Here is a 13,017-nt window from a genome sequence, read left to right as displayed (position 1 = left end):
GGTCGTTAGTTATTCGATCAGCCAATATAGAGTAGCTAAGTACTGAGTAACCTGGCAAACGTCTTTATCTGTGGAATATTAGGTAATGATCAATTTAGATGTAGAAGATCGCAAGCAGTTAATCACTCTACTTAAAGATATACCAGAGTTAGCAACAGAGCGATCGCGTCTACAAATCCTAGAATTAGCTGGACTTAAGCAACTAGCACCCATGATTGATCTGTCAGGTACTCCTTTCGTAGCAATCAGCGAAATTGTTAGCTATCTATCAAAGTATGGGCGTTTAACCTATGACCATGAGGCACTAGGGCTATTTCTTAATAGCCTCAAGAGCTTTGTAGGGATTCAGCAGCAAGCGTTTCTGGATGGGTTGCTAACAAAGTACGACATGATGACACCAATCGCTGCACTCCCTCCTATTGATCTTGATCAGTGGAAAGGCGGAGAAACGACAGCAGATGTCCTGGAAAAAATTATTGGTGAGAATACGCTACGCCCCATTGCCTTTTTACAACGAGGACTAGAGGTAGCGCGATCGGTTGCTTATATTGGAGTCCAGTCTGGTTATGAACGTTGGTCAGGGACAGGTTTTTTAGTGGCTGAAGATTTATTGCTCACGAATAATCACGTTTTGCCGAGTTCAGATTTATTATTAAATTCCATATTTCGCTTTAACTACGAAGATGATTTTTGGGGACGTTCTCAGCCTAGTCAAGAATATCACGCAAAGCCTAGTGGACTTTTCCATACCAATCAGGAGCTAGACTATACTTTGCTTCAAGTTGATGGCGAACCCGGGCAAAAATGGGGATGGTTGCCTTTATTATCAAGAAATATCAAGCACAGAGAGCGAGTAAACATCATTCAGCATCCAGCAGGACGACCCAAAGAAATTTCCTTCCAAAATAACTTTGTTGAGTATGTTGGAGGCAATGTGGTGCAATATATTACCTCCACCCTCAACGGCTCTTCTGGATCGCCAGTATTAAACGATGGATGGGAGGTTGTTGCCCTTCATCATGCTGGTGGTAATCTCCCTGAACCCACTACTCAGAGACGTTATTTTAGAAACGAAGGTATACTCGTGGAGAAGATTTTAGCGGATTTGCCCTTAGAGATTAGAGAATTGGTGAATGTAGCAGCTAATTAGATACTCGAAGTCTCAATTCCAGTTACTAGGAAGTCTTTACAATGCCCTTGAAATCGGAACTGTTGAAATTTTTGTCGCGAGTCCCAAATACTCAAACAATTCCGCAACGGAAAGCTTTATTAGCTGCCGTTGGGTTTGATTGGCTAGTTCACCAAATCACTTGGGAAGGAACCAATCTCGTATTTTTTAATGAATTATTGGAACTATTACGCTCTGAAGGGCAGATTAATCTGGTTAACTTCTTAAGGAGCTTGGCAGATCGTGATTTAAACTGGGTAGGACTAGAGAATGGTCAAAAGTTGATTACGTTTGCTGAGAATATTAGTGCTTTAACACCTGAGGAATGGGAAAGAGAGTTTTGGGGTGACAATCGCTCTCAAATTAAAACCTCTCTGAATCGGATGGAGCTAATCAAAACCTTAGGACAACTAACTACTTCGGACTTTGACATATTAGTTTTTTCTCTAAAAGTTCCCACAAATATAATTCCACCCTCAACAGCCCCACCAGGAAATCGTGCTTTTGCTCTACTGCAATGGGCTGAAAGTCCTATGGGTTGTGGATTGTCAGACGTTGAAGCAAATCTAAGAAGCCTCCTCCCTCAGTAGCCCCTCTAGAAACTCAGGCCAACTCCTACTCTCTAGAGGGGCATTCAAAACCGAATTTTGACTTTGAGAAAAACTCTAATGCTGATGCCTCATCAGACGTTCCTTTTGTGCTGTCACAGTCAGATACACGTTATTTTACGGGGCGTGAGGAACAACTCCAGCAACTAGAAGCACTATTACTAAATTCCCAGTGTTCTAAAGTCTGTAGTATTGTTGGAGTATCGGGTGGTGGTGGTATTGGCAAGTCTGCTTTAGCGTGTCACTTCGCAACGATTCATCAAGACAAATTTCCAGATGGAGTAATTGGGTTACGGGTGGACGGTAAGGATGTGGATACTATTGCCCGTGAGTTTGTGAGACGTTGTGGAGAGGAACTGGATTCGGAAGATGATCGGGATGCAGCAACTCTGATGCAAGAGGTGTTTGCTCACCGTCAAATGTTGCTGATCTTTGACAATGCAGAGGAAGCAAGCATAAAAAAATTGCGCCCTGGAGGTAATCGTTGTGCGGTAATTGTGACGACTCGTAGACGTCATCTGCCTTTCTCTCTAGATATTGAAGAGCAAGCAATCATTGACTTACCCCCGTTGCCTGAAGCAGATGCTCTGAAATTGTTGAAGAAAATTTTGGGATCAGAGCGAGTTGAAAATGCTGTAGCGGCGACTCAGCGACTAGTGAAATTAGTTGGTAATTTGCCTTTAGCGTTGCAAGTTTTAGGCGCAGCGTTACGAGGACAACGCGAGCCTTTGGATGATTATACAAAAGCTCTGGAACAAGAGAAAGATGAACTATTTGAAGAACTCAAAATAGAGGGCGATCGCGATCTCAACGTAGAATTTTCATTGAATTTAAGCTTGAAGTCGCTTTCAGAGGATGAAGTTGATTTTTTTGCTTGTTTAAGTGTATGTGCAGCAGAAGGCTTTACTAAGCAAACAGCAATGGCAGCAGCAGGATGCCAGAGAAATTTGCAAGCCCAGCGTTGTTTGAAGAAGCTTTATGATTTGTCACTATTAAATTATGTAGATACTGGAGAAAACCGTTTTGTGCTGCATCCGTTGGTACGGGAGTATGCGGAGGCCTTGGCTCGCAAGCGAGAGTTATTGGCTATAGCACAAGAACGTCATGCCAAATTTTTTGTAGAGTGGCTACAGTCTGATGAATTGACAGATGAAACTACTATTGCTGAAGTTGCTGCGAATTTAGATGATGTGATTCTGGCAGCACAGTGGTTGCAAACTCGTGAGGCTGACACAGAACAAAGCAAAATGGAAACCTACCAATTTGCTTTAAAGCTACAGCCATTATTTGAGCAGTATGGCTACTGGCAAAAGGCAATTACCTTGATGGGACAGTTTCAGTTGTGGGCAGAGCAACTTGAGGATTGGTATACAGTAGTTAGATGTAAAATGCATGAGGCTCGCTACTGGTCTTTTGCAGAAGAATTTGAACGAGCTGAAGAAATTTTGAAATCTTCACAAGCGATTTTACAAAAGATTGAGGATATAGATACTCGGAAGAGACGCGAAGCTAAAGTGCTGAATGTATTAGGTGGTATCTTTCAGAAACAAGGTAAGACAGAACAAGCCATTCAAACTTTTAGATTTCAAATTCTTATTGAAGAAGAGATCGGTGATGAACGCTCCTTAGCCATTGTTTGCAATCGTTTAGGCAAAATATTACAGTCCCAAGGAAAACTAGAAGAAGCACAGCAAGCTTTTGAACGAGGAATCGCAATTAGTGAAGCCCTCAATGAGCAATTTTCTCTTGCGATTGGGTTGAATTGTTTAGGAGGAGTACTCCAACAACAGGGCAAATTAGAGGAGGCACAGCAGGATTTTGAACGAGGAATTGCGATCGCCCAAGCCCTTAATGACCAATCATCCCTTGCAATTGGGTTGAACCGTTTAGGAGGATTACTCCAGCAACAAGGCAAATTAGACCAGGCACAGCAAGCTTTTGAACGACAAATTGCGCTCGCCCAAGCCCTCAATGACCAATCATCCCTTGCAATTGGGTTGAACCGTTTAGGAGGATTACTCCAGCAACAAGGCAAATTAGACCAGGCACAGCAAGCTTTTGAACGACAAATTGCGCTCGCCCAAGCCCTCAATGACCAATCTCAACTTGCTATTGGATTGAACTGTTTAGGAGGATTGCTCCAGCAACAAGGCAAATTAGACCAGGCACAGCAGACTTTTGAGAGAGGAATTGCGATCGCCCAAGCCCTCAATGACCAATCTCAACTTGCCATTGGGTTGAACCGTTTAGGAGGATTGCTCCGACAACTGGGTAAATTAGACCAGGCACAGCAGACTTTTGAGAGAGGAATTGCAATCGCCGAAGCTCTTAATGACCAATCTCAACTTGCTATTGGATTGAACTGTTTAGGGGGACTGCTCCGACAACTGGGTAAATTAGACCAGGCACAGCAGACTTTTGAGAGAGGAATTGCAATCGCCGAAGCTCTTAATGACCAATCGTCTGTTGCCATTGGATTGAGTAGTTTAGGGGGATTGCTTCAGCAACAAGGCAAATTATACCAGGCGCAGCAGGTTTTTGAGAGAGAAATTGTGATTGATGAAGCCCTTAATGACCAATCGTCTGTTGCCATTGGGTTAAACCGTTTAGGGGGATTGCTCCAGCAACAGGGCAAATTAGAAGAGGCACAGCAGGCTTTTGAGAGAGGAATTGCAATCGCCGAAGTCCTCAATGACCAATCTCAAATTGCCATTGGGTTGAACTGTTTAGGGGGATTGCTCCAGCAACAGGGCAAATTAGAAGAGGCACAGCAGGCTTTTGAGAGAGGAATTGCAATCGCCGAAGTCCTCAATGACCAATCTCAACTTGCCATTGGGTTGAACTGTTTAGGGCGATTGCTTCAGCAACAGGGCAAATTAGAAGAGGCACAGCAGGCTTTTGAACGACAAATTGCAATCGCCGAAGTCCTCAATGACCAATCTCAACTTGCCATTGGGTTAAACCGTTTAGGGGGATTACTTCAGCAACAGGGCAAATTAGAAGAAGCACAGCAGGCTTTTGAACGACAAATTGCGATCGCCCAAGCCCTAAATAACCAATCTCAACTTGTCATTGGGTTGAACTGTTTAGGGGGGTTACTTCAGCAACAGAACAAATTACAAGACGCACTTGTAACAGCTAGACTTTGTGTTGCCATTGAAACAGAACTTGGTGTTTCCAGAGGGCTAACAATGGCATTAACGCAAGTTAGTCAACTTCTGAAAGCAACAGGACAGTTTCAAGAAGCAATGACAACTCTTGAACGTATTGCTCAGATTGAGGAAGAACTTGGAAATCAGCGAGGATTAGCCATGACACTGACTTCCTTAGCTAGCCTGCAAAGAGAGCATGGATATTTTGACGATGCATATAATATATTGTTACGTATTTTTGCTATTGAGAATGATTTGAATAATCACGAAAGAATATTGTGGACATTAACAAATCTGGCCTATATAGCATTACAACAAGAGAAGTTCGATCTAGCTATTGAATATTACGAGCGTGCTGTTGAACTTTCAAAAAACTATGGTAACGAAGAAGTTTCAGCTTCCATTTTGAATGGGATGGGGATAGCACTTCACCAATATGGGACTGCTCTTTTGGAGCAACGAACATTTGGAGGCAAAACTGTTGAAGTTTTAGAAAAGAGTCAAGAAATTTTTACCCATCTTAATGCTCCTATTCAAGTTGCATGGGTGTTGCACAGCCTTGGCAGAGCTTGGAAATTAAAAGGAAAATTTGAAAAAGCTGAAATACTTCTTAAAGATTGTCAGGAAATTTTTGAAGATAAAAAAGATTTGCCGAGTTTAGCTAAGGTCTTGAATACCTTGGGTGGTGTTTTGGAAAGACAACAGAAATGGGATGAAGCTGAAAAAATTCTCCGACAAAGTTATGACTTAGCTGTAAAGCTTCAAGACAAGCGAGGACAAGCCATTATAGCCAATAGCTTAGGTCAAGTTCTTGCTCATCAAGAAGGAGTAAAAGCCTTTGAGCTTTCACAAATGTACTTTCGTCAAAGTATCAAGTTAGGGGAAGAACTTGACGAGCAGAAACATCTTGCTAAGGTACATACAGCAATGGGAAAAGCATTTTTAGTTCGTAAAGGTTTTGATCGGGCTGTTGAGGAATTATCTAAAGGCTTTGAAATTGATGAAATGTTGTCCAATGTTCGTGGTTTAATAATCGTCACTCCTAACCTAACTTATGCCTTATCTAAGTTAGGAAGACGAGAAGAAGCATTGCAATATTGCGATCGAGCGCTGAAAATTGCTCCAAACGATCCAGGTTTCCTGCAATTACGTAACAAAATTTAGGCAGTTGTTTCAAAAAACATTTAATAATACTGATGGTTAGCTTGCATTTTATCTGTTCTAATTCTTATTATATTTATCATTAAGTTCTCGATTGAAATAACAAAGTGAAAATACATATTTTTCTGTTACTTTAAAATTTTAAATTATTGAGGTTAAAAGCTATATCTTCACCTTTTCTCTGTAGACTCTGGGCGTTGTACCCATCAATTTGCGGAAGACATTTGTGAAGTGACTCTGATTCTGGAAACCAACTTGTTGACAGATTTGATCTATAGTTTGTTCGGTGCGAGTTAATAGCTTTTTGGCTTTTTCAATTCGGCAATTCATCACATATTGATGAGGCGCAAAACCCGTTGACTGTTTAAATAATCGGGAAAAATGATACATGCTCATTCCCACTACCGCAGAAATTTCAGCTAAAGTTAAATCTTGTTCTAGGTTTTCTTGAATATAGGAAATGGCTTTTCGTAACTTCAGTTGTGAAAGTCCCTGCTCTTGAGAGTAGGTTGTAATTGCGTTATTAGAAACAGAATGATGTTTGAGTAGATGAATGCAAAGCGTAGTTGTCAGAGATTCTACATAAATTCGACTACCCATGCCATCTGATTTAAGTTCTGATTGAAGTGCTAACCCAATCTGTTGAATTAAGGGGTCTGGTGATGCAAAGCGCGGTACAATCTCAAAGCGTTGTAAATCTCCTGCTTCAAAAGCAGCACGAGTAAACAAAGCTGGTTCTAGACTAATAACTAGAAATTCTGCTTCTAATTGCCAACGTGATAAGTGATTAGTATTTGCTGGAAGTATGACTACATCTCCATAGTGGATGCGCTCACTCTGAAGCCTGCCATTAAAAACCCGTTCTGTTTTGTGAACGCTTTGATCTAGGCTAATAGTAACAATATGCTGTTGGCAATAGTGTTCGGGAGTTTCATAACCAGGCTGTTGATGATGGTCTAGGCGAACACCATTCCAATTGGCATCGTAACTGGAAAACAGGGGCGATCGCGGCAGAATTTCCGAACAAGCATCTCTTTGAGTAAAATCAACAGTTAAGATTTTCTCTTCTGCCATTGTTCGCACCCCAGCAAGCTTTTAGATTTAGGTGTAAGGCTATACTTACATTCTTAAATACCTTAACTACTCTTTTGGAGCGCAGGTACGTTAAGTTTACATACAGAAATATAATCTCATAGAAACTCTATCTCTGCCTGAAGGCATAAGCAAAGCAAATGAATTACTACGTGATTTACGATGGCAATTGCAATCTCTGCGTTAGCTTAGTGCAATTATTAGAGAGCTTAGACCAAGGAAAGCTGTTTCGCTACAGCCCGATGCAGAACGAGCAAACACTCGCCCAATTTGGGATTACTCCTCAAGATTGCGAACAGGGGATGATTTTAATTAATGCGAATGCACCTGAAAGACGTTGGCAAGGTAGTAACGCCGCTGAAGAGATTGGGCGGTTATTACCCTTAGGAAGCGTGTTTGTTGATGCTTATCGGGCGTTACCTGGGGTGAAGTGGGTAGGCGATCGCTTTTACGAACAAATCCGCGATAATCGCTATACTATCTTTGGCAAGCGTGACAGTACCTATCAATCCTCATTTTGTGTAGATGGTAACTGTCAGGTAGGTAGCTAGAGCGATCGTTCAAAATGAACTATAAACCAGAGCCAATAGATACTTCAAAAGTAATCATCAATACCGAACACCTCAAATTGACTGAATTACTAGCTAAAAATACCCATGAAATCTGGGCACAGCAACGCATCGCAGAAGGATGGAAATATGGCCTGCAACGAGACGATCTCCGCAAAGAACATCCTGGGCTAATTCCCTACGAAGAATTATCAGAATCAGAGAAACAATACGATCGCAATACAGCCCTAGGAGTTATTAAGATGCTCTTAGCATTAGGCTACCGCATTGAAGGAGAAACAACTTCTTTACCAGATGAGCAACAAGAACAACAATTAGCTGTAATGCTAAAAAATCTCCAAGAATCGTCAGAATTAAATTTAAGTTCTTTATTGGCGATTGGCAGAGAAACTATTAAGATTAAGCTGCATTCACCAGATATTTATATTGCCTTAGGAGAAACAATTCTGCAACTTGGTGAGCCTTTAATGGCTTATGATGTGATTACTGAAGGACTAAAAAACTGGCAAAATAATCTGAGATTAAAGCAACTTTTAGCTTTAGCATTGGCGCGGAGTGGCGCAACATTACGAGCTAATTCGCTTCTTTTAGAACTGGTGGAAGCAGGAGAATCGGATCGAGAAACTATCTCTATTCTCGCCAGGACTCATAAAGACTTGTATTTACAAGCAACTACTCCGCAAGAAAAACAACGCCATCTAGAATTAGCAGCCCAAAGATATCAACAAGCCTATCAATTAACCGACGATTACTATCCCGGAATTAATGCTGCTACCATGAATTTGTTAAGGGGAGACGAAGCAACAGCAAGAGAAATTGCGGCTCAAGTGCGAGAGCAATGTTTGCAACAATCGGAAAAAGATTATTGGCAATTAGCAACTCTGGGTGAAGCCGCCTTGATTTTGCGAGGCTGGTCAGAAGCCGAAACATGGTATAAACGAGCAATAGAAGTCGGAAAAGGACGGCTTGGGGATATCAGTTCCACCCGCCGCAATGCTAAAATTCTGCTGGAATATTTAGAAGGAGATACCCAGCGCCTTCAAGAATGGTTTAAACTTCCGCGTGCAGTTGTCTTTAGCGGACACATAATCGATAGGCCGGGGAGAAGTATCCCCAGGTTTCCCCCAGAATTGGAAGCACAAGTTTATCGAGCTATTCGCGATCGCCTTTTGGCTCTTGATGCCAAAATAGGATATGCTTCCGTTGCTTGTGGTGCTGATATTTTATTTTTAGAAGCAATTCTCGAACTTAACGGAGATATTCATATAGTACTGCCTTACGATCGCGAAGAATTTATTAAATATTCGGTCGATATCATTCCTCATAGTAATTGGAAGCAAAGATGCGAAAAATTATTAGCAAGAGCTAATGAAGTTATTACCTGCTCTAATCGCAAATTAGAAAATAGCCAAGTTTTGTATGAATATGCCAATTGTGTTGTCCACGGCTTAGGTAAAATGCGAGCCGAAGTACTCGACACAGAACTAATTCACCTGGCAGTTTGGGATGGTAAACCTGGTGATGGAAGTGGTGGTACGGCGTGGGCAATTAATACTTGGCAAGCATGGGGCTATGAAGTAGAAATCATCGACTTAGAATCGATGTTAAAAGCATCAGCAACGAATAACAATTTATCTCCAGATTGGCAAACAGAAATCAACATCGAGCCGGAATCAAGTAATAATGGCGAATCGAGAGAAGTTATGGCGCTGTTATTTGCTGATGTCGTTAAATACTCAAACTTAACAGAATCACAAATTCCCCAATATGTTGAATATTTTCTTGGTTCTGTTGCTGAACTAGAAGCTCAATCAAGTTATAAGCCATTAGTAAAAAATACTTGGGGAGATGCTTTATATTATGTGTTTCCCAGTGTCACTGATGCTGGTAACTTTGCCCTCGATTTATGCGAACTCATTCAACAGATTGATTGGTTAGAAAAGGGTTTGCCAGAGAATCTCAATTTGCGGATTTCCTTACATGCAGGCCCAGTTTACCAATATGTTAATCCTGTGACGAAAGATATCAGCTATATCGGCACTCATGTTAACTATGCTGCGAGAATTGAACCCATAACCCCACCCGGAAAAGTGTATACAAGCCAAGCTTTTGCTGCCCTAGCTTGTGCCTTAGGCGTTGAAGATTTTACTTGCGATTATGTCGGTCAAATTCCTTTTGCTAAAGGATATGGCACATTTCCCACTTATCATTTACGCCGTCAAATCAAAGCTTTTTAGTGATGTCATGATACAACTGAGATTGCTCTAGAATTGATGTCATCCCAAACAGCGCATCATGGCTAATATTTTTATCTCCTACTCGCGCAAAGATAGGGTATTTGTAGAGAAACTCCATGCGGCGCTGGAAGAAGCAAATTGTGATGCTTGGGTTGACTGGCAGGATATTCCCCTCACCGCAGACTGGTGGCATGAAATTCAGCGTGGCATCGAAGGGGCACATACTTTCATTTTTATTATCAGCCCCGACTCAGTTGCTTCTAAGGTGTGCCGCCAAGAACTTGAACATAGCGTGAAAAACAGTAAGCGTTTAATACCTATTTTGTGGCGAGAAGGTTTTGCGAGCGAGCAGGTACATGAAGCAGTAGCAAGGCACAACTGGATTTTTTTTCGCGAGCAAGATAATTTCGATCGGGCGTTCCAGTCGTTGCTGAAGGCGATTAACACTGATTTAGACTATGTATATGCGCACGCGCGCCTGCTTGTACACGCTCTAGAGTGGGAAGCAAAAGCACGCAACGATAGTTTTTTATTGCGCGGTAGCGATTTGCAAGAGGCAGAACAATGGTTACAGCAGGGAGCAAGCAAGGAACCAAAACCCACCGCACAGCAAGTTAACTACATCAGCAAAAGCCGCGAAGCTGAAGATGCTTACCAAAGATTGATTCGAGCAGGGCAAAAGTCAAGGCGGATGGTGCAAATTGGGTCAGCAGTGCTGGGCTTAACAATATGTGCAGCCGTTGTAGTCAGTACGATGACTATGCGGGCGCTTCAAGAACTGCAAGCAGCGAAAACTGCAACGCAGCTAGAAAGGGAAGGCGCAACTACCTTAGAGCAGTTTAACTCCGATCAGTTAGGTGCGCTCTTAGCAGCAGTACAAAGTGGTAAAGCGTTGCAAGCACTGGTGAAAGATAGCCAGATCTCTCAATATCCAACCACCAGCCCGCTGTTCTCCCTGAGAACGCTGCTGGAAAACATCCACGAACAGAATCGCATTCGCGCAGATCGCAGCAACGCTTCCTGCGCCCGGTTTAGCCCCGATGGTAGCAAAATTGTCACGGTTGACGATCGCGGCACTGTCCGGCTGTGGACTGCCACAGGACAACAATTGGCTGAATTTAGAGGACATCGGGGGCAAGTTCTGGATGCCAGCTTTAGCCCAGATGGTAAAACAATTGCGACTGCTGGTAGCGATCGCACTGCGCGATTATGGAATCTTTCCGGAAAACAACTCGTTGAATTCAAAGGACACCAGGGGTTAATCTGGAGTGTGAGTTTTAGTCCTGATGGTCAACGACTGGCTACAGCCAGCGTTGATGGTACTGCTCGGTTATGGAGTCTGACAGGGCAAGAACTTGTGGAATTTAAAGGTCATCAGGGACAAGTTGCGTATGTCCGATTTAGTCCTGATGGACGACAATTAGTAACAGTTGGGAGCGATCGCACTGCACGACTGTGGAGCCTGACAGGGCAACAAATCAGAGAATTTACAGGGCATGAAAGTAGCATTAGCGAAGTCAGTTTTAGCCCTGACGGCAAGACTATTGTGACTGCTTGTGATGATGGCACAGCTAGGTTGTGGAATCTGGCGGGTAAAACCCTGGCCGAATTTAAAGGGCATTTAGGCGCAGTCTTGGGGGTGAGTTTTAGTCCTGATGGCAGGCGAATTGCTACCTCTGGCAGAGACAGCACCATCCGCGTGTGGAATCTTTCAGGACATCAGTTGGCTCAGTTTAAAGCCACGCTTTGGATCAACAGCGTCAGTTTTAGCCCAGATGGTCAACAACTAATTACCGCTGGCGGCGATGGTATTGCTCGATTATGGAACATTTCCAAGCGCCAGATTACTGCATTTAAAGCCAGTCACGGATGGATTTGGAGCCTGAATTTTAGCCCAGATGGCAAGAAAATCGCTGTGGCGGGAGTTGATGGCGTAGTTCGCCTGTGGAATTTGACTGGAAAACAACTAGCCGAATTTAAGGGGCATCAAAAATCAGTTTGGAGTTTGAGTTTCAGCCCAGATGGGACAAAAATTCTCACGGCGGGAGATGATTTTGCGCGGTTATGGGAGATTACCGGAAAGCAAATCGCTGAATTTGGCGGTCATAGGCAAGCAATTTATCGTGCCAGCTTGAGTCCGGATGGTAAACGCATTGTTACCTCTGGAGAAAATGGCATAATTCGGTTGTGGAATATTTCCGGGCAACAAACTCGGAGTTTTCAGACAAATGACGGTCAAATCTGGAGTGTCAAGTTCAGCCCTGATGGTAAAACAATTGTTACTACTGGAGATCGGGGAACATTTCATCTTTGGAATCTCTCTGGCAAGCCAATCGCAGAATTCACAGGGCATCAGGATATTGTCTTTCAAGCGAACTTTAGCCCGGATGGTAAGTTAATTGTTACGGCAGGGAAAGATGGTACTAGCCGGGTATGGAATCTTGCAGGACAACAGCTGGCTTTGCTGAGAGGACATGAAGGACAAGTTTTTGATGCCAGGTTCAGCCCCGACGATGGTCAGCAAATTGGTACTGCGGGAGAGGATGGTACTGTGCGCTTGTGGACTATCACAGGACAGCAAATCGCTAAGATTAGAGATTATCAAGGTGAAGTTTGGAATGTAGCTTTTAATCCTCAGGGGCATCAAATTGCGATCGCAGGCGAAAGTGGGATTGTCAAACTCATGCCCTTTGATAATGCAGATTTAGAGCAGCTTTTGGCACGAGGTTGTCAGTGGTTACACGATTATTTGCAGTATAATACCGATCTGAGCGCAGGCGATCGCCAGATTTGCCAAGGAGTAGGAAGTCGAAAGTAATTAACGAATGGAGCGATCGTGTTGAGCTTGACGATGCTGCGATCGCAATGTACGCGATCGTTCTATTGCTTTTTTTCTTTTACCGAAAGGTATTGAGTTATTTACAGTTATTAAAAAGGCATATCACTTTCTTCAAATGCCTGAATACTTTCTCCTTTCACTAAATCGTGAACTCATTATGGTCTTTTAGGCAAGCAAAAAGGCATATCACT

Annotated in this window: 7 protein-coding genes; 6 read left to right on the top strand and 1 reads right to left on the bottom strand. The window is 42.8% G+C overall.

The window, feature by feature from the left end:
- The first annotated feature begins 85 nt into the window (after positions 1–85).
- From AACU33_RS19120 to AACU33_RS19110, 3 genes are all read left to right on the top strand, one after another.
- Positions 86–1,150, top strand: coding sequence for a trypsin-like peptidase domain-containing protein (locus AACU33_RS19120; RefSeq protein WP_096590160.1), 1,065 nt, complete (start codon positions 86–88; stop codon positions 1,148–1,150).
- A gap of 41 nt (positions 1,151–1,191) precedes the next feature.
- Positions 1,192–1,758 (top strand): hypothetical protein, encoded by a 567-nt coding sequence (locus AACU33_RS19115; protein WP_096590159.1) that lies wholly within the window; start codon positions 1,192–1,194, stop codon positions 1,756–1,758.
- A 107-nt stretch (positions 1,759–1,865) separates the two neighbouring features.
- Positions 1,866–6,092: a tetratricopeptide repeat protein gene (locus tag AACU33_RS19110; RefSeq protein WP_096590158.1), complete on the top strand. Its 4,227-nt coding sequence runs from the start codon at positions 1,866–1,868 to the stop codon at positions 6,090–6,092.
- Between the two features lie 159 nt (positions 6,093–6,251).
- Here AACU33_RS19110 and AACU33_RS19105 read toward each other — a convergent pair whose 3' ends face one another.
- Positions 6,252–7,163, bottom strand: a complete 912-nt coding sequence (locus AACU33_RS19105) for an AraC family transcriptional regulator (protein WP_096590157.1) — start codon at positions 7,161–7,163, stop codon at positions 6,252–6,254.
- A gap of 158 nt (positions 7,164–7,321) precedes the next feature.
- On the opposite strand from AACU33_RS19105, the gene AACU33_RS19100 reads away from it, so the two are divergent.
- From AACU33_RS19100 to AACU33_RS19090, 3 genes are read left to right on the top strand one after another with little or no spacing between them, the layout of a single operon-like run.
- On the top strand, positions 7,322–7,732 hold the full coding sequence (locus AACU33_RS19100; RefSeq protein WP_096590156.1) for a thiol-disulfide oxidoreductase DCC family protein: 411 nt from the start codon (positions 7,322–7,324) through the stop codon (positions 7,730–7,732).
- A gap of 14 nt (positions 7,733–7,746) precedes the next feature.
- Complete coding sequence (locus AACU33_RS19095; protein WP_096590155.1) at positions 7,747–9,987, top strand: TRAFs-binding domain-containing protein; 2,241 nt, start codon at positions 7,747–7,749, stop codon at positions 9,985–9,987.
- A gap of 58 nt (positions 9,988–10,045) precedes the next feature.
- The gene (locus AACU33_RS19090) at positions 10,046–12,805 is read left to right on the top strand and encodes a TIR domain-containing protein (protein ID WP_096590154.1); all 2,760 of its coding nucleotides are present in this window, start codon (positions 10,046–10,048) and stop codon (positions 12,803–12,805) included.
- Positions 12,806–13,017: the final 212 nt, after the last annotated feature.

Origin of the sequence: Calothrix sp. NIES-2098 (assembly GCF_963875125.1) — a bacterium.
Classification (GTDB): domain Bacteria; phylum Cyanobacteriota; class Cyanobacteriia; order Cyanobacteriales; family Nostocaceae; genus Aulosira.
The sequence above is the reverse complement of the archived record's forward strand: the minus strand, read 5'-3'. Positions and strand labels throughout refer to the sequence as shown.

Coding starts and splice junctions, on each gene's coding strand:
- AACU33_RS19115 (WP_096590159.1), top strand. CDS start 1,192: ATGCCCTTGAAATCGGAACTGTTGAAATTTTTGTCGCGAGTCCCAAAT.
- AACU33_RS19090 (WP_096590154.1), top strand. CDS start 10,046: ATGGCTAATATTTTTATCTCCTACTCGCGCAAAGATAGGGTATTTGTA.
- AACU33_RS19095 (WP_096590155.1), top strand. CDS start 7,747: ATGAACTATAAACCAGAGCCAATAGATACTTCAAAAGTAATCATCAAT.
- AACU33_RS19100 (WP_096590156.1), top strand. CDS start 7,322: ATGAATTACTACGTGATTTACGATGGCAATTGCAATCTCTGCGTTAGC.
- AACU33_RS19120 (WP_096590160.1), top strand. CDS start 86: ATGATCAATTTAGATGTAGAAGATCGCAAGCAGTTAATCACTCTACTT.
- AACU33_RS19105 (WP_096590157.1), bottom strand. CDS start 7,163: ATGGCAGAAGAGAAAATCTTAACTGTTGATTTTACTCAAAGAGATGCT.